We start from the raw sequence: 17,302 nt of genomic DNA, 5'->3' as shown, positions 1-17,302 counted from the left end.
GGTCGACCAGCGCCCCGGTGCCGAGTACGCTTCCACGACTGCGCAGCGACGGCCACAGACCGTCCAGCACGCCGGCGACGGCCACCACATCCCACTCGCGACCCACCGCCGCATGCGCCGAGCACACCGTCACCGAGTCGGTCATCGCGGCGGCGGCCCGGCTGTCCCGCGGGATCTGCAACTGTCCCAGGTAGTGGACGAACCCTCCCGGCCCGGCCGCGGGCAGGTTGTCGGCGAAACTCCCCGCCGCCTCGAACATCGCCATCACCGCGTCGAGGTCACGGTCGGCCTGTTCGCCCGCCGGTCCGCCGCGCATCGCGGCCGACGCCCAGCGTCGTTCCAGACCGGTCCGCTGCCATGCGGCCCATAGCGTTTCCTCGATCCCCCGGCCAGTCGAATGTGCCGCGTATGCCGATTCGACGACGTCGAGCACCCGTCGCAACGGCGCACGTTCGGCCTCGGTGAGGCGTTCGCAGTAATGGGACCCGACGGCATCGTCGACGATCGCGTCACGCAACGCGGTCAACGAATCCCGTTGATCCGCATCGCCATTCGTATTCTTCTCGTCGATGCGCCGAATCCCACGGCGCAACCTGCGCAGCGAGCCCGGGTCGGCGGCGCCGACGGGCCCCGACAACAGGGCCGCTGCATCTTCGACGGTGAACAACTCATCTGCGTCGTCGGGGGTGGCCGCACGCGCCGCAACCGCACGCAGCGCGAGCATCAGCGCCGCCACCGCACGCTGGCGGTGCAGCGGCAGCCCGCTCGCCGGGGTGGTGAGCGGTACCCCCGCCGACCGGAACGCCCGACGCAGCGCGGGCAGCGCCAGCGAGACCGACCGCACCACCACCGCCATCCGCGACCACGCGATCCCGTCGAAAAGGTGGGCGCGGCGGAGCAGATCGGCAACAGCGGTGGCCTCCTTGGCCGCCGAGCCGAACACCTTGACATCGACCGCGCCCGGAATGTCGGGACCGGACGCGCTGGGATAGGGATGCGGGCGCGCACCGGGCAGCCGCGACGCGAGCACCTTCCCCACCCGCTCGATCTCCGGATTGCTGCGAAAGTTCTCTTCCAGCACGACATCTCGATCCGAACCGGACTCGGCGAGGTCGTCGGCGAAACGCGGGCTGGCTCCCCGGAACCCGAAGACCGACTGGTCGGTGTCGGCCGCGATGATGGTCGATGCGGTACCTGTCCCGACCAACCGGACCAGTTGTGCGGCTTGCGGATCCAGATGCTGCGCGTCGTCGACGAGCAGGTGTCGGATGCGGGAACGTTGCGCGGTCAACAGATCCGGGTCGGTCGCGAAGGCCGACAAAGCCGACCCGACGAGTTCGGCGGCATCCACCGCGGGTGCCGACGCGCCGGGCGTCTCGAGTCCGACGGCGCCGCGCAGCAGCATGTTCTGTTCGTACTGCGCATACGCCCGTGCCGCGGCCACCCACTCCGGCCGGCGGTGCTTGCGCCCGAGTGCCGCGAGTTCCTCTGGTCCGGCGCCGCGCTCGGCCGCCCGCTTCATCAGATCGCGGAGCGCCTGGGCGAATCCGTCGGTACCGAGCGCGGGCCGCAGATGCGCCGGCCAATACCCGGCACCGTCCTCGATGTCGCCGGCGAGCAGCTCTCGCAACACCACGTCCTGCTCGGAACCGGTGATCAGTCGTGGCGGCGGATTGCCGTGTGCGGACGCCTGCAGCCGCAGGATCGCGAAGGCATAGGAGTGCACCGTGCGGACCAATGGCTCGCGCAGCGCACCACCCAACGCCCGCTGGTTTTCGGAATCGGCGGAGAGTACTCGCCTCGTGATCTCCTCGCGCAGCGTCGCCGCCGCCTGCCGGCTCGATGCCAGCACAAGAACCGACTCCGGATCGACGTCGGGTGCCAGCAACCGCGCGACCGCCGCGTCGACGATCAGCGCGGTCTTCCCGCTACCCGGCCCGCCGTGCACGCGGAACGGCCGCCACGCGCCGTCCTGCGGTCCAGCCGTATCGACACCGTGGGTGATCACCCGATCGACATGCGGCGGCCAGGCACGCTTCGCGTCGGCCACCTCGGGTGCCGCGACAAGCCGCGTGCGCAACGCGGAGCGCGCTGCGTGTTCACCGGGTCTCGTGGCCATGGGCTCCATCGAATCACGCGCCGCCGACACTCTCTGCGCCCCTACGGCAGGATGATGGGCGTGCCCGCGCTCAACACCTATGTCTTCGGTCCGACCGAGACCACCACTCCCACCGTCCTCGCGATCCACGGACTCACCGGCCACGGACGACGCTGGGCAGCGCTGAGCGCAGGCTTTCTCCCGGATGTCCGCATCGTCGCCCCAGACCTCATCGGCCATGGGCGGTCGCCGTGGCGTCCGCCATGGAGTATCGAGCATCACGTGCGCGCGTTGTCGGAGGTGATCGACACCCACATCCCGTCGGCCGCACAGCCGATCGTCGTCGTCGGCCACTCCTTCGGCGGTGGGCTCGCGCTCCACCTGGCCGGCTTCCGCCCGGACGTCGTCAAGGGACTGGTACTTCTCGACCCCGCGCAGGGTCTCGACCCCGAGTTCGCGCTCGAAGTCGCCACCGCGAGCCTCGATCACTGGGACTACGCCGACGCCGATGCTGCGCGTGCGGCCAAACGCGCCGAGGGTTGGGCAGACGTGCCCGACGAGATCCTCGAGGCGGAGATCGCCGAACATCTGGTGGGTCGGCCACACGGACGCGTCGGGTGGCGGGTCAGTGCGCCCGCCGCTGCCGCGTCGTGGGGCGAACTGGTGCGTCCGGCAGTCCTTCCGCCGCCGGGTATCCCCACCCACGTCGTGGTCGCCGACCGCGTCGATCCACCGTTCGTGCGTCCGGCGTTTCTCGAGGCCTGCGCCGCTGCGCGCCCGGACACGGTGACGGTCCACGGCTCCCCATGCGAGCACATGGTGCCGTTCCTGCAGCCCGAGTTGAGTGCGTCGCTGATCCGGTCCGTGCTCTGATGGCTGCGGAGTTCTGATGGCTGCGGTCAGCGACGAGCAGGTGGAGGACGTGCGCGGACTGGTTGCCGCGATCCCGCTGGGTCAGGTGAGTACCTACGGGGATCTCGCTGCCGCAGCGGGACTTTCGTCGCCGCGCATCGTCGGCTGGATCATGCGCACCGACACCGTCGACCTGCCGTGGCATCGCGTCGTCCCGGCGTCGGGGAAGCCCGCCCAACACCTCGCCCGTCGCCAACTCGAGCGACTCCGGGCCGAGGGTGTACCGATCGTCGACGGTCGAATTCGATTGCGGGAGTGCCGATGGGACATCCCCTCCCGTTGACCGTGCAGCGAAAACCGTTGACCGTGCGTCGCATATCGTTGACTGTGCAGCGAATGCCAGGGATCAGCGACCCACCCGCCGGCCACCAAGAAAATAGGTGAAGAAACTCGTCCCCTACCCTTGGTGTCCTCCCTGCGAGTTTTCTGGGGGACGACTCCGAACCTCGCGGAAGAAAGTTCCTCCCCTAGGTTTTTGCTGCACCGCGCAGACGCATTTCCCCAGTTCAGAGACTTGGTCACGTCATTCTTCGGATCAGTCAGACCGACTCGACGGCGTCCGGTTTTGGGGCGCACGGTCAACGGAGGTGGACGGCGGCCGTTCGACGGTAGGGACTGATGGCGGCACGCATACGGGTGACGATCAGGTCGATGATGCGGGGGTCGGCGCCCAAGGGTGCCGAAACTGCGTCGGCACCATAGGTTTCCAGTCGCTGATGAAACAGGCCGGGTGCGAGCAGATGGCTGGCGACAACCACCCGCCGACCGCTGCGCCGAGCCCGGGCGATCGCCTCGGGCACCGTGGGCGTCGCGGTGGCGATGAAGCCGACCTCGACGCGGCCACCGATCAGCGACTCGAGCTGTCGCGCCGCGAGATAGACCTGACCGCACGCACTTTGATCGGAACTTCCGGCGGCGGCGAGCACCACGGCGTCGCCCGGCTGCCAACCGGCCTCGACGAGTCGCAGTCGTGCGACCGCCGCGATCGCCGGGTCCGGGCCGAGCGCGCGGGTGACGATCGTGTCCCGACGACCGGCCGCCGCGACGTGCTCGGGGATGTCCTTGCGGACGTGATAGCCCGACGCCAGGAAGGCCGGCACCAGCAGAGCGGGACGTTCGACGTCGGCGATGACCTCGGCCGGTGTCGGGCCGAGCACATCCACGAACGCGGTGCGGGTGGTTCCGATCCGACGACTCACCAATGCGGCGATGTCGGCGATCACGTTGACCCCGTGTGGGTTTCGGGTTCCGTGCGCCACCAGCACCGGACTGACGTCACGCAGCCGGTCACCGAAGGGCAGCACCACACCACCGTCGTGATTCGTCATTCGTCCCCCTCGCTGTCGTATTCGAGGTCCACTGCGAGGCGATAGCCCCGCTTGACCACGGTCTGGATCATCTTGGGATCGCCGAGCGCCGCACGCAGACGCCCCACCGCCACCTCGACCGCGTGCGTATCGGAACTGTCGCCCGGCAGCCCACCGAGCAACTCCTGCCGCGACACCACCCGTCCGGGCACTCCGGCGGCGAGGATCTTCAGCAGGATCATGCTGGTCGACGAGAGGTCGCGCACCTGGCCGTCGACGAGGACCGCCTGACCGTGGATCGAGGCGTCGTGGCCGGCGACCCGCAAGGTGTGCGTGCGTCGCGGCAACTCGTCGGTGATCATTCGGGCCAGCGCGCCGAGCCGGAAGCGTCGCGGGTAGGTTGTCGGGATCTGTAGGGCCTCAAGGGGACTCGCGGTCACCGAGCCGACGCACATCACCGGCACCGCGGTGCGCAGCGCGTGCACGAACTGCTGCAGCTTGCCCAGTTCCTTTGCCCGCGTGAGGATCGACGCGGCGGCCGGTGCACTGGTGAAGGTGATCGCGTCCAGGTCGGCGCGCATCACCGACCAGATCATCTTGTCGATGGCGTCGACGTCGGGATGCATGTTCCAGCGGTAGACCGGGATCGCGACCACCTCGGCACCTGCCGCGCGCAGCACAGTGCAGAAGTCCGGCAACGGTTCCCACTCACTGGTCGCCCCATGCAGTTGCACGGCGATCCGCACGCCGTCGACACCCTCGTCGAGGAGCCGGTCGAGCACCTCCGAGGACGACTCGCTCTCTGGCGACCACTCCTCGCGGAGGCCGGCTGCGCGGATCGCGCCCTTCGCCTTGGGTCCGCGGGCGATCAGGCGGCTCTTGCCGAGCGCCTCGAGGACATCTTCGGCATTGCCCCAACCCTCCGCGGCCTCCACCCACCCACGAAAGCCGATGCCGGTCGTGGCGACCATGATGTCGGCCGGATGGGCGATGAGCTCGGCGGTGACCCGTTCGAGTTCGGTGTCGTCGGCCAGCGGCAGGATTCGGATGGTCGGCGCATGGATCACACGTGCGCCTCTGCGGGTCAGCAGCGCGGCGAATTCTTCGGCCCGACGAGCCGCCGTCACGCCGATGGTGAAACCGGCCAGCGGAAGCGGACCGTCACCGTCACTCGATGATCCCGCCGGCCCCGACACTGAAGATGTGGTGTTCACGCTGGAAAGAACACCTCGACCACTCGTTCCACCACACGCACGGCGTAACTGGGCACCGACATCGCGTCGTCGTCGAGGCAGAGCCCGGTGCGCAAGGCGAAGACCTGCTTGCCGAGCGGGCTCGCCACCGTCGGTTCGCCCGCGCGATCGCCGGTGAGGCCGCGCGACAGCACCGCGGCACGACCGTAGGGATCGATGTTGCCGATCGCATACAAGCGGGTCCGGCCGGGCGCGGCCTCCCGATCGGTCTCGGCCGCCGGAATGCGGAACAGCGCAGCCTGGACGGCGTCGGGCCCCAGCACGGCCGCGCCACGACCGACGATCAGGTCGTCGATGGCGCACGCCCGCACCCACACACCCGGTACGGCTGCCTCGGGGACACTCTCGGTCACCGGCGTCGAATCGCCGGTGGCGGCGACACTCATGTCGGCACTCCTTCTCTCTGATCTGAAGCGATTTGGTCGCCGCCTGCCCGGTCGGGCATGGCGGGCATGTCCAGCAGTACCGGAACCTTGCGATCACCGTCACCGTCGAACTTGATGGTGGGGTCCACCACATCGGGTGCGTTCACGAACGACACGAACCGCTTGAGCTTGTCCTCGTCGGCCAGCACCGCGGCCCACTCGTCGGTGTAACCGGCCACATGCTGGTCCATCGCGGCCTCCAGTTCGGCGGCCAGACCCAGGCTGTCGTCGCAGACCACCGATCTCAGATGCTCGAGTCCGCCTTCGAGCGATTCCAGCCACGGGGCTGTGCGCTGCAACCGGTCAGCGGTACGGACGTAGAACATCAGGTACCGATCAATGTAGGCGACGAGCGTGTCGTCATCCACCCCGCCGGCGAGCAGCTGGGCGTGCTTGGGACTCTGTCCGCCGTTGCCGGCGACGTACAGATTCCAGCCGTGCTCGGTGGCGATGACGCCGACGTCCTTGCCGCGCGCCTCGGCGCATTCGCGGGCACACCCGGACACCCCGAACTTCAGCTTGTGCGGCGACCGCAGCCCTCGATAGCGCTTCTCCAGGAACACCGCCATGCCCACCGAGTCCTGCACACCGTAGCGGCACCACGTCGAGCCGACGCAGCTCTTCACGGTGCGCAGGCTCTTGCCGTAGGCGTGCCCGGATTCCATCCCGGCGTCGACGAGGCGGCGCCAGATCTCGGGCAGCTGATCCACCCGCGCACCGAACAGATCGATGCGCTGACCACCGGTGATCTTGGTGTACAGGCCGAAATCGCGGGCGATCTCGCCGATGACGATGAGCTGTTCGGGTGTGACCTCACCGCCCGGCATGCGGGGCACCACCGAATACGACCCGTTCTTCTGCATGTTCGCCAAGAAGTGGTCGTTGGTGTCCTGCAGGGCGGCCTGCTCACCCGACAGGATGTGATCGCTGGAGGTCGACGCCAGAATCGACGCGACGGTCGGCTTGCAGATTTCACACCCTTGACCGGTGCCGTACCGTTCGATGAGCTCGGAGAACGTGCGGATACCGGTCACCGCCACGACCTCGAAGAGTTCGGCCCGCGACTGCGCGAAATGCTCACACAGCGACTTGCTGAGCTCGACGCCCGACGATTCGAGTAGGGCCTTGATGCTCGGCACGCAGCCGCCGCAGGTGGTGCCCGCCGACGTGCAGCCTTTCACCGCCGCGATGTCGCAGGCTCCGTCGGCGATCGCCGAACAGATCGTGCCCTTGGACACGCCGTTGCACGAACAGATCTCGGCGTCGTCGGGCAGTGCGTCGAGACCGACGCCGCCGCCACCGCCCTCCGGCGCGATGAGCGCCGCCGGATCGCCCGGGATCTCCCGGCCGACCATCGGTTTGAGCATCGCGTACGCCGACGCGTCACCGACCAGGATGCCGCCGAGCAGCGTCGTGGCGTCGTCGGAGACCACGACCTTGGCGTACTTGCCGGCCACCGGGTCGTGATAGACGATCTCCAGCGAGTTCTCGGTGGCGCCCATCGCATCACCGAAGCTCGCGACGTCGACTCCGAGCAGTTTCAGTTTGGTCGACATGTCGGCACCCGGGAACGTCCCGGCGCCACCGAGCAGCCGATCGGCGACGACCTCTGCAGTGCTGTAACCCGGCGCGACCAGGCCGTAGCAACGACCCTCGACCGCGGCCACCTCACCGATGGCGTAGATCGCCTCGTCATCGGTGACGCAGCCGGAGTCCACCAGGACACCGCCCCGCTCCCCGACCGCCAGCCCGGCGTCGCGCGCCAGCTGATCACGGGGGCGGACCCCCGCAGAGAACACCACCAGCGACGCGTCGATCTGCGAGTCGTCGCTCAGCGTGATTCGCAGGCCACCGTCGTCGCCGTCGGCGATCCCGGCGGTGCCGACCCCGGTGTGCACGATCAGCCCGAGTTCGGTGACGAGCTTCTTGAGGACGGCACCGCCACCGTCGTCGACCTGCATCGGCATCAGCCGTGGAGCGAATTCCACGACGTGCGGGACCATCCCCATCAGCTTCAGGGCGTTGGCGGCCTCGAGTCCGAGCAGCCCGCCACCGACGACGACGCCGTGCGCGCCGGGACCGGCCGCCTCGGCAGCCGACCGGATCCCGTCGAGATCGTCGAGAGTCCGGTAGACGAAACACTTCTCGTGATCGTGTCCGGGCACCGGCGGCACGAAGGGATACGATCCGGTCGCGAGAACCAGTGCGTCGTAATCGATCTGCTGCCCGCCACTGGTCGTGACCCGTCGTCCCGAACGGTCGATCGCGGTGACGGTGTCGCCCAGGTGTGTCACCACCGAAGCGTCGCCGTCGTAGGTGTTGCCGGCCAGTGCCAGCGAATCACGCGTCCACGCACCGACATACGAGGACAATCCCACCCGGTCGTAGGCCGGGTCCGCTTCCTCGGACACGATCTCGACACGCCACTGATTGTCGGTGTCGCGGTCGCGTAGTGCTTGGACAAAACGGTGTCCCACCATGCCGTGTCCGGCCACGACCACTGTCTTGACTTCGCTGGTCACTGGGTGCTCCTTGCTCGATCTCGGGGCTCAATATCGGCGGATTGCCGGCCCGATCAGGCCATCGCCTTGTCGGTGGTCCCGGCGTCGCTCTTGGCGGCCGGACCGTCGGCCACGGTCAGATCCGTGGTCTCACCGATCACCATCGGACGGCGTGCATAGAACCACCAGGTGACGAGCGCGGCCACCACGTAGAAGCTCGTGAACACCCAGAACGCCATCGTCGCAGACTGATTCGACTTGTAGCTGGCTCGCAGGACCAGGTTGATCCCGACACCGCCGAGACCGCCGGCAGCTCCCGCGATACCGATCAGCGCGCCCGCCATGCTGCGCGACCACTTGACCTTGCCCAGCGCGGTGAGCCCGGACATGTTCGCCACCTTGTGTTCCCAGATCGTCGGGATGATCTTGTACACCGAACCGTTGGCCAGACCCGAGAGCAGGAACAGCAGGATGAACCCGACGATGAACGCGGCCAGCACTCCGCCGGTGATCTTCTTGTCGTTGTGGTCGGCGATGGTTCCGGCAACCACCAGGATCGACGCCGAGAAGATCATGGCGATGAAGGTGTAGAGGGTGACCTTGCCGCCGCCGACGCGGTCGGCCAGCTTGCCGCCGTACGGGCGGCTGAGCGAACCGAGCAGCGGGCCGATCCAGGCGATCTGGGCGGCCGCGAGCGCGGGCTTGGCGGCACCGGCCGCGGTGAAGCTGATGTTGAGGACCTGGCTGAAGGCGAAACCGAAGCCGATGAACGAACCGAAGGTGCCGATGTAGAGCAGGCAGATCAGCCAGGTGTCGCGGTAGCGGAGGCAGTCGATCATGGCACGCCCACTGGCGGTCTGGTGATCGAGGTTGTCCATGTAGATCGCAGCGCCGACGCCGGCCACGGCAAGCGCGACAAGGTAGACGGCACAGACGATTTCGGGCTTGTCCGACGCGAGCCAGATCACCAGCAGACCGATGAGCTGGACGACCGGCACGCCGATGTTGCCGCCGCCGGCGTTGAGGCCGAGCGCCCATCCCTTGAGCCGCTGCGGGTAGAAGGCGTTGATGTTGGTCATCGACGACGCGAAGTTGCCGCCGCCGAAACCGGTGATCGCGGCCACGGCCAAGAACCAGCCGAACCCGAACTCACCGGGGTTCATCATCAGCATCATTGTGAGCCCGGTCGGGATCAGCAGCACGATCGCGGAGAACACCGCCCAGTTACGACCGCCGAAGATCGCGGTGGCCTGGGTGTAGGGAATGCGCAGGCAGGAGCCCACGAAGGTCGCGGTGGCCGCGATGACGAACTTCTGGTCGAGGCTGATCCCGTAGGCCGGACCCATGAACAGGGCCATCACCGAGAACAGCGACCACACCGAGAAGCCCACATGCTCGCAGAAGACCGACCAGAAGAGATTGCGCTTGGCGATCTCCGCGTTGCCGTTCTCCCACGCCTGCCGATCCTCGGGATCCCAATCCCGGATCGTGTGATCGCGTTTGAGGTTCTCCCTCACTGAAGAAAATGCCATGTGTCTACCCCGGTCCAATGCTGTGGATACCGCGCGTCGGCGGTGGTGGTCGATTTACGACACCGCAGACAGCGTCGTCGTGCGATTGAGACCAAAGGTAAAGAGCGCGTGTTGCGCGGATTTTCGTTCAGATGACCCGACCGTCACGTTGTGCTCACATCGTCACACTGGCGCTGTGAGAACTCCAGATTCGACGTATAGGGCCCTGAGCTGCAGTTATACCATCAGGCGCACTTGATCGACCACTCGTTGCAGACCGGGCAGTGCGCCCGAGGTGGACCGTGGGTGCAGGGCGTGGACCGCGAGACGGAACATCGTCGCCCGCAGCATCATCTGCGGCCACTCCGGTTGGTCGGACCAGCGGTCGATCAGTTCGTCGTCGGCGCCACCCCAGGCGAGGGAGTCGACCACCACCACCGCCGCGGCCCACGGCGCGGGTCGCCAGTACGGGACGATGTCGGTGATGCCAGGTGCTGCAGCGCCCGCGAACAGCACCGTCCCGAACAGGTCGCCGTGCACCACCTGCGACGGCAGGTCCACGTTCTTACGAAGTGTCGCAAGGGTTTTGAGCATCTCGACGCTGCGGACGCCATCCGGTGAGGTCGGTTCGCCCATCCCGGCGGCTCGCGCCGCACGCAAGGGAACGTCCTCCCATGCCGCCCGATCGGCCGCGGTGAACACGTCCACATCGGTGTGTGGCGGCGCCGGCGGCTGCAGCAGGAAACGCGGACGTTCGAGGCCCGCAATGGCCTCGTGCAGGCGGTCGGCGACCGACACCACCTCGTCGTGCCGCGGTTCCGGGGAACCGGCGATGTAGGTGTCCGCACGCCAACCGGACACCACGTAACGGCCGTCGGTGGCCCGGAAGGGACGCGCGATACGCAGCCCTTCGACGTAGAGGGACTCCCGGACTGTCGCCGACCAGGCCGCACGCGCGTGGTCGGGCACCAGCGACAGCACCACCTCGCCGACACGCCACCCACCGATCCACGAGTCACCCATCGGGATGGGCGGCTGGGCGGTGAGCCCGAACGTGTTCAGGACATGTTCGGGCGGCTCGACGCTGTTCACGTCTGCAGAGGTTACCGAGCCGCAGCCCCCGATCCGGTGAGCCACGCGGTCAGAGGCCCTAGTAGACCGGCAACTCCTTGTCGACCTGGTTCGCCCATGCGGTGACACCGCCCTGCAGATGCTTGGCGTCGGCGAACCCGGCGCGTTTGAGAGCTGCCAGTGCCTCGGCGGACCGGATGCCGGTCTTGCAGTAGAGGACCGTCGGCCGGTCCTGCGGGATTTGTGCCAGACCCACGCCGGAGAGGATGTCGCCCTTGGGGATGAGCGTCGCACCGTCGATGTGCACGATCTCCCACTCGACGGGCTCGCGCACGTCGATCAGCGCGACCTTGTCGCCCGAATCGAGCTTCTGCTTGAGCTCGACGGCCGTCAGGGTCGAATCGGCGGCCGCGGCTGCTGCCTCGTCGGACACCACGCCACAGAACTCGTCGTAGTCGATGAGACCGGTGATCCGCTCACCCTCCGGATCCTTGCGGATCTTGATGGTGCGGTAGGTCATGTCCAGTGCGTCGTACACCATCAGCCGGCCGAGCAGCGGCTCGCCGATACCGCAGATCAGCTTGATCGCCTCGGTGCCCATGATCGATCCGATCGATGCGCACAGAATCCCGAGCACGCCTCCCTCGGCGCACGACGGCACCATCCCCGGTGGCGGCGCCTGCGGATAGAGGTCGCGGTAGTTGATGCCCCGGCCGTCGGGTGCGTCCTCCCAGAACACCGACGCCTGGCCCTCGAAGCGATAGATCGACCCCCACACGTAGGGCTTGTGCGCGAGGACCGCCGCGTCGTTGACGAGGTAGCGGGTGGCGAAGTTGTCGGTGCCGTCGAGGATCAGGTCGTAGGTCGAGAACAACTCGATCGCACCTTCGGGTTCGAGGCGCTGGTCGTGGATGTTCACCGTGACATACGGGTTGATCTCGAGGATGGAATCGCGCGCACTCTCGGCCTTGGGACGCCCGACGTCGGACTGCCCGTGGATGACCTGACGCTGCAGATTCGACTCGTCGACGACGTCGAATTCGACAATGCCGATGGTGCCGACACCGGCGGCCGCCAGATACAGGAGTGTCGGAGAACCCAGGCCGCCCGCGCCGATCACCAGGACGCGTGCGTTCTTCAGACGCTTCTGACCGTCCATCCCGACGTCCGGGATGATGAGATGCCGGCTGTAGCGCGCGACCTCGTCGTTGCTCAGTTCCGCTGCCGGTTCCACCAGCGGGGGAAGTGACCCCTGCGGTGCTGAACCCCTGTTGGACACGTCCGCCTCCATACGTTTGTTCTCGGGCTGTACGCGAATCAACGACAGGTCGCCGCGGGGCATTCCCGGATCAGCGCTTGGGGAACGGCCAGGGATTGGGACGGCACACGTAGGTCGGGTTGGCCTCCATGCCCGGGTCGAGCGCCATGATCTGCTTGTTCGCGACACCGAAGGACTGCTGCATCATCACCGGCGCCAGCGCACCGTCCTGCTTGCACGGTTCGTGTGCCTCGTAACCGATGCCGTGGCCGGTCTCGTGGTTGATCAGGTACTGCCGGTAGCCGAGTCCGTCACCTTCGTAGGACAGGGCCCCGCGCACCCACCGAGCCTCGTTGAGGATCACCCGCTTGTTCGGCGGGTAGAAGCACGACGTCTCCAATTTGATCTGATACCCGCAGAGTTCCTTTGCCGTGCCCGGCGAGGTCAGAGAGATCCGCAGATCGGGTTCACCGCTGTCGATCCGGCGGAACGACACCTTGCCGTCGCCGATCCAGCTGCGCGGATTGGCCAGCGTGGTGTCGACCATCCGCGCGAACATCTGGTCGCCGCCGTAGTCCGAGGGCCGCAGACCGTTCTCGACCTGGACCATGTAGGTGTACTCCTGCCCACCGGTTCCCACCCGCTGGCCGGTGCCACGCACCGTGCGGAACGTCTCCCGCCCCTTCTGCGTGTAGGGTCCGCCGTCGGGCAGGGTGCCCGCGGGCAGCGGTGCGGTGATGTCCCCGACCGGGGCGCCGATGGGACGGGTCTCCTTGCTCACGTCGGTGTTGCGCGACGCGGCGGGACTCACCCTTTGTTGATCGGACATCGCCTCGGACCGGCTGTCGCGCACCGTCACCACGATCAGCACGACGGTCAGCACCAGGAGGACGGGAATGGCATAGGCCCGCCAACCGTAGGTCGACACGAAGCGGCCCAGCGCGGACTGCTTCTTGCGTTCCGGCTGACCGTCGCGGTCGACGCGTGGGCGTCCGCTGTCGTCGGTCGGATCCCAACGCGCACGCAGCGGCTGATCCGGTTTGGGACGCCCCGACGACCTCGGGCCCACATCCTTGGCACGAACCCGACTACTCATAGCGTCAGGCGCGCCGTCCTCTGTGCGGCTCACCAGACAACTTTCTCACAGCACACCGCAGATACCGGGTAACGAGCGCCCACGAGTACGCTCTCATTCATGTCGACCGCCGCAAATGCGTCTGCCGTGCCCGGGCGTAACACCCGTCTGCCACGCAGCGCACGACGCATGCAGCTTCTCGACGCCGCCAGCGAGATCTTTGTCGAACGTGGTTATCACTCCGCCGGAATGGACGAGATCGCAGTGCACGCCGGGGTCAGCAAACCCGTGCTCTACCAGCACTTTCCTTCCAAACTGGATCTGTACATCGCGGTCGTCGACTCGCATGCGGAGAAACTCGTCAGCGACGTCAACACCGCGCTGCGCACCACCACGGACAACCGTCAGCGTGTGCGCGCCGCCGTGGAGGCGTTCTTCAACTTCATCGATGAGGACAACTCCGGCTACCGGCTGATCTTCTCCTCCGACGCGATGGATCCAGCGGTTATCCGCCGCATCGAGGGCGCCACCGAGGCGTGCGTCGACGCCGTGTACGGGCTGGTGATGCATGATTCCGGCCTCGATCCCTATCGGTCGCGCATGCTCGCCGCCGGTCTCGTCGGCGCGAGCCAGGTCAACGCACGCTACTGGCTGGAGGCGAAACGCCCGGTCGACAAGGCAACCGCCGTAGACACCACCGTCGCCCTGCTGTGGGGCGGACTGTCGCACGTCCCACTGCAGGGCGACGGGGAAACCCAGCCCGAGGCTGAGGTCTAACCGGGTCGAACCGGTCTAGCTACCGAAACCCACTCGGCGGTTCTCTGCCGCACCGACCTCGATGTAGGCGATCTTGGTCACCGGGATCAAGAAGCGCGCACCCTTCTCGTCGGTCAGGCTGAGCAGCTGCTCTTTACCGCCGAGCGCCGCCTCGACTGCCGCATACGCCTTGTCGCTGGTCAGCGCCGACAAGACGGTCAGCTCCCGTGGGCTGTCGGTGATGCCGATCTTCACTTCAACGGCCATGGCCACCCTTCTCCGTTCTCCTCAAACGCTTGCCGCACCAGGCTAGTTCAGTGCTCGACGGGACCGACAGGCACTCCGCTCAGAGCGAAAACCCCCGACGGATCGCGTCAGCCCAACCCGAGGTCGGCCATCCGTTGCGCGTGCTTCTCGGCGACCGAATCGAAGAAGTTCGCCACCCCCTGCAGCGAGGTCGCCCCTTCGAACAGCAGGTCGGTGACCTCCTCTTCGGCTGCGAGCACCCATTGGGCGTGGGTGATCGCCTCACCGAGGAGTCGTCGCCCCCACAACGTCAGCGGTGAGGCGAGGTTGGGGTCGGCGTCGACGGCCGCGCGGACCTGCTCGCGAGCAAACTGCGAGTTGGCCGTCTCTGCCATCACATCTGCGACCAGGTCACGGGCCTGCGGCGGCAGTACCCCGGCGAGCTCGTTGTAGAAGTCGGCGGCCAACCCATCCCCCACATACGCCTTGACCAGCGCCTCCAGCCATGTCTTGGGTGTGGTCACGCGGTGATACTGGTCGAACACCGACCGGTATCGGCGAACCGCGGCAGCCGCATCGATGCCGGCGGCACCCACCCGTTCGGCGAGCTGATCGAAGTGGCCGATCTCCGACGCAGCCATCCTGGCGATCGCGATACGGCTCTCGACGTCGGGTGCCATCGCCGACTCGTCGATCAATCGGTAGAAGGCCGCGAACTCGCCGGCAAGGAGGACGGCGAACAGTTTGGTGAGCGCCGGATGATCCGGATCGATGTCGCTGATCGACACCGCATTCGACGATGGTGGCTGGGACGATTGGGAGTGGGAGGAGGGGGCTCCGGGCGTCATGAGGCGATCGTAGGCGCGCCCACGGAACCAGACCAACCACCGGGTGTTGCTGATCACCAAGTACACTGGTCGTCGGTGTACCGGTGCGGGAGTCCACGATTTCCCCGGTCACCTGACATTGCGCGCGCACTTTCGACCCGTCTCGTTTCGTGCAGACACCTTGGTGCGTGCAGGAACAGACAGCCAGAAAGGCACAACCGCACATGACCGATTCCGACGTGCAGACAACCATCGTCGACGACACCCACACCTCCCCGACCTTCGCCGAGCTCGGCGTGGACGACCGCATCGTGGCCGCGCTGGCCGACGACGGCAAGACCCACACCTTCGCGATCCAGGAGCTGACACTCCCGCTCGCACTCAGTGGCGACGACCTGATCGGCCAGGCCCGCACCGGCATGGGCAAGACATTCGGCTTCGGTGTCCCGCTGCTGCATCGTCTCGCGCACGCCGAGGAGTCGGGCCTGCGTGCCCTCGACAACACGCCGCGCGCACTGATCATCGTGCCGACGCGCGAACTGTGTCTGCAGGTCACCGGCGACTTCGAGGTCGCCGCCAAGAAGCTCACCGACGTCACCCTGAGTGACGGCACCGTACGTCCGCTGAAGATCACGTCGATCTACGGTGGACGCCCGTACGAGTCGCAGATCGCCGAACTGCGCAGCGGCGTCGACGTCGTCGTCGGCACCCCGGGCCGACTGCTCGACCTCGCGCAGCAGGGCCACCTCATCCTCGGCAAGGTCGCCATCCTGGTGCTCGACGAGGCCGACGAAATGCTCGACCTCGGCTTCCTGCCCGACATCGAACGCATCATGAGCGCGCTGCCCACGCCGCGCCAGACGATGCTGTTCTCGGCGACCATGCCCGGGCCGATCGTCACCCTGGCCCGCACCTTCCTGAATCGGCCCACGCACATCCGCGCCGAGCACGCCAACGATTCGGCCGTGCACGAGCGCACCACACAGTTCGTCTACCGCGCGCACGCACTGGACAAGGCCGAGTTGGTGGCCCGCATCCTGCAGGCCGACGGTCGCGGCGCCACGATGGTCTTCACCCGCACCAAGCGGACCGCGCAGAAGGTTGCCGATGATCTCGGCGAACGCGGGTTCAAGGTCGGCGCAGTGCACGGCGACCTCGGTCAGGTGGCCCGCGAGAAGGCACTCAAGAAATTCAGGTCCGGCGAGATCGACGTCCTGGTCGCGACCGACGTCGCGGCCCGCGGCATCGACATCGACGACGTCACCCACGTGATCAACTACCAGATCCCCGAAGACGACAAGAATTATGTGCACCGCATCGGTCGCACCGGTCGGGCCGGGCGCACCGGCATCGCGGTGACCCTCGTCGACTGGGATGAGCTGCACCGCTGGGAACTGATCGACAAGGCACTCGGCCTCGACATCCCGGAGCCCGCCGAAACCTACTCAACCTCAGAGCATCTGCGTTCCGACCTGTCGATCCCGGAGTCGGCGACCGGCCGTATCTCGGCTCCGCGACGCGAGCCTGCCGAGCGTGAACGGACCGAACGCACCGAACGCAAGCCGCGCGAACGCACCGCCAACCGCAGCCGTCGACGCACTCGGGGCGGCAAGCCGGTCGGTGACGCACCGGCCGAGTCGTCCACCAGCACGACCTCCACCACCGCGAAGACAGACGCCCCGAAGGCCTCCGCAACCACGAAGACCGCCACCGCAAAGACCTCCGGCGACACGACGGCCGACGGCAACACGAAAACCGACGGGGGTGACGGCTCCGATGGGCCGCGCCGCCGGCGTCGTCGCCGTGGTGGGCGCGGACGCGGCGGAGCCTCGAACGGTTCGCCCGCCTCGGCCGCGTCGGCCACCTCGGCTCCCGCCGAATAGCCGGCCGGTCCACTGCAGCGACGACACAGCGACGACACGACACGTGGCCCGACTCAGACCTGAACGCCGCACACCGATCGATTTTGTCGTCACCGCGGTCATCGTGGTGGTCGTGGTGGCGCTCGGGGTCATCGCCTGGGCGGTGAGCCCGGTCCGGCACACCGAGAGCGACGCTGCCG

15 protein-coding genes are annotated in these 17,302 nt (G+C 67.3%); 4 read left to right on the top strand and 11 right to left on the bottom strand.

What is annotated here, in order from left to right; genetic code table 11:
- The coding region (locus tag ABZW74_RS21365) for an ATP-dependent helicase (protein ID WP_355279176.1) at nt 1-2,119 on the bottom strand (2,119 nt) is incomplete at its 3' end.
- Nucleotides 2,120-2,179: 60 nt separating this feature from the next.
- Here ABZW74_RS21365 and ABZW74_RS21360 point away from each other — a divergent pair.
- Together ABZW74_RS21360 and ABZW74_RS21355 are read left to right on the top strand one after the other, a co-directional pair.
- The gene (locus ABZW74_RS21360) at nt 2,180-2,971 is read left to right on the top strand and encodes an alpha/beta hydrolase (RefSeq protein WP_240861575.1); all 792 of its coding nucleotides are present in this window, start codon (nt 2,180-2,182) and stop codon (nt 2,969-2,971) included.
- A gap of 16 nt (nt 2,972-2,987) precedes the next feature.
- Nucleotides 2,988-3,293 (top strand): MGMT family protein, encoded by a 306-nt coding sequence (locus tag ABZW74_RS21355; RefSeq protein ID WP_240861578.1) that lies wholly within the window; start codon nt 2,988-2,990, stop codon nt 3,291-3,293.
- Nucleotides 3,294-3,588: 295 nt separating this feature from the next.
- On the opposite strand, the gene ABZW74_RS21350 is transcribed toward ABZW74_RS21355, so the two are convergent.
- The 8 genes from ABZW74_RS21350 to ABZW74_RS21315 all read right to left on the bottom strand — a co-directional run bounded on the left by ABZW74_RS21350 (nt 3,589) and on the right by ABZW74_RS21315 (nt 13,432).
- The gene (locus ABZW74_RS21350; protein ID WP_355279173.1) at nt 3,589-4,338 is read right to left on the bottom strand and encodes a sirohydrochlorin chelatase; all 750 of its coding nucleotides are present in this window, start codon (nt 4,336-4,338) and stop codon (nt 3,589-3,591) included.
- Nucleotides 4,335-5,531 (bottom strand): uroporphyrinogen-III synthase, encoded by a 1,197-nt coding sequence (locus ABZW74_RS21345; protein WP_355279170.1) that lies wholly within the window; start codon nt 5,529-5,531, stop codon nt 4,335-4,337. Before ABZW74_RS21345 ends, ABZW74_RS21350 begins: the two co-directional genes overlap by 4 nt.
- Entirely contained in the window at nt 5,528-5,956 is a 429-nt protein-coding gene (locus ABZW74_RS21340) for a nitrite reductase (NAD(P)H) small subunit (RefSeq protein WP_240861585.1), read from the bottom strand. The genes ABZW74_RS21345 and ABZW74_RS21340 overlap by 4 nt, the downstream gene beginning before the upstream one ends.
- On the bottom strand, nt 5,953-8,517 hold the full coding sequence (gene nirB / locus ABZW74_RS21335; protein WP_355279167.1) for a nitrite reductase large subunit NirB: 2,565 nt from the start codon (nt 8,515-8,517) through the stop codon (nt 5,953-5,955). The genes ABZW74_RS21340 and nirB overlap by 4 nt, the downstream gene beginning before the upstream one ends.
- Nucleotides 8,518-8,570: 53 nt before the next feature.
- Nucleotides 8,571-10,028, bottom strand: a complete 1,458-nt coding sequence (locus ABZW74_RS21330; RefSeq protein ID WP_355279164.1) for a nitrate/nitrite transporter — start codon at nt 10,026-10,028, stop codon at nt 8,571-8,573.
- Between the two features lie 216 nt (nt 10,029-10,244).
- Nucleotides 10,245-11,099: a TIGR02569 family protein gene (locus tag ABZW74_RS21325; protein WP_240861593.1), complete on the bottom strand. Its 855-nt coding sequence runs from the start codon at nt 11,097-11,099 to the stop codon at nt 10,245-10,247.
- Nucleotides 11,100-11,157: 58 nt separating this feature from the next.
- A complete protein-coding gene (gene moeZ, locus ABZW74_RS21320) occupies nt 11,158-12,369 on the bottom strand; it encodes an adenylyltransferase/sulfurtransferase MoeZ (RefSeq protein ID WP_240861645.1) in 1,212 nt (403 codons plus the stop codon).
- A 58-nt stretch (nt 12,370-12,427) separates the two neighbouring features.
- Nucleotides 12,428-13,432: a DUF3152 domain-containing protein gene (locus ABZW74_RS21315; protein WP_355279161.1), complete on the bottom strand. Its 1,005-nt coding sequence runs from the start codon at nt 13,430-13,432 to the stop codon at nt 12,428-12,430.
- A gap of 99 nt (nt 13,433-13,531) precedes the next feature.
- Here ABZW74_RS21315 and ABZW74_RS21310 point away from each other — a divergent pair, with 99 nt between their 5' ends.
- Nucleotides 13,532-14,188, top strand: coding sequence for a TetR/AcrR family transcriptional regulator (locus ABZW74_RS21310; RefSeq protein WP_240861597.1), 657 nt, complete (start codon nt 13,532-13,534; stop codon nt 14,186-14,188).
- A gap of 15 nt (nt 14,189-14,203) precedes the next feature.
- Here ABZW74_RS21310 and ABZW74_RS21305 read toward each other — a convergent pair whose 3' ends face one another.
- Nucleotides 14,204-14,434 carry a DUF3107 domain-containing protein gene (locus ABZW74_RS21305; RefSeq protein ID WP_240861599.1) on the bottom strand — a complete coding sequence of 77 codons (231 nt, stop codon included), beginning with the start codon at nt 14,432-14,434 and terminating at the stop codon, nt 14,204-14,206.
- A 107-nt stretch (nt 14,435-14,541) separates the two neighbouring features.
- Entirely contained in the window at nt 14,542-15,261 is a 720-nt protein-coding gene (locus ABZW74_RS21300) for a ferritin-like fold-containing protein (protein WP_240861601.1), read from the bottom strand.
- Nucleotides 15,262-15,464: 203 nt separating this feature from the next.
- Here ABZW74_RS21300 and ABZW74_RS21295 point away from each other — a divergent pair, with 203 nt between their 5' ends.
- Nucleotides 15,465-17,123 carry a DEAD/DEAH box helicase gene (locus ABZW74_RS21295; protein WP_240861605.1) on the top strand — a complete coding sequence of 553 codons (1,659 nt, stop codon included), beginning with the start codon at nt 15,465-15,467 and terminating at the stop codon, nt 17,121-17,123.
- The last annotated feature ends 179 nt before the right edge of the window (nt 17,124-17,302 follow it).

Origin of the sequence: Gordonia sp. NPDC003585, from assembly GCF_040610755.1 — a bacterium.
GTDB lineage: Bacteria > Actinomycetota > Actinomycetes > Mycobacteriales > Mycobacteriaceae > Gordonia.
The sequence above is the reverse complement of the archived record's forward strand: the minus strand, read 5'-3'. Positions and strand labels throughout refer to the sequence as shown.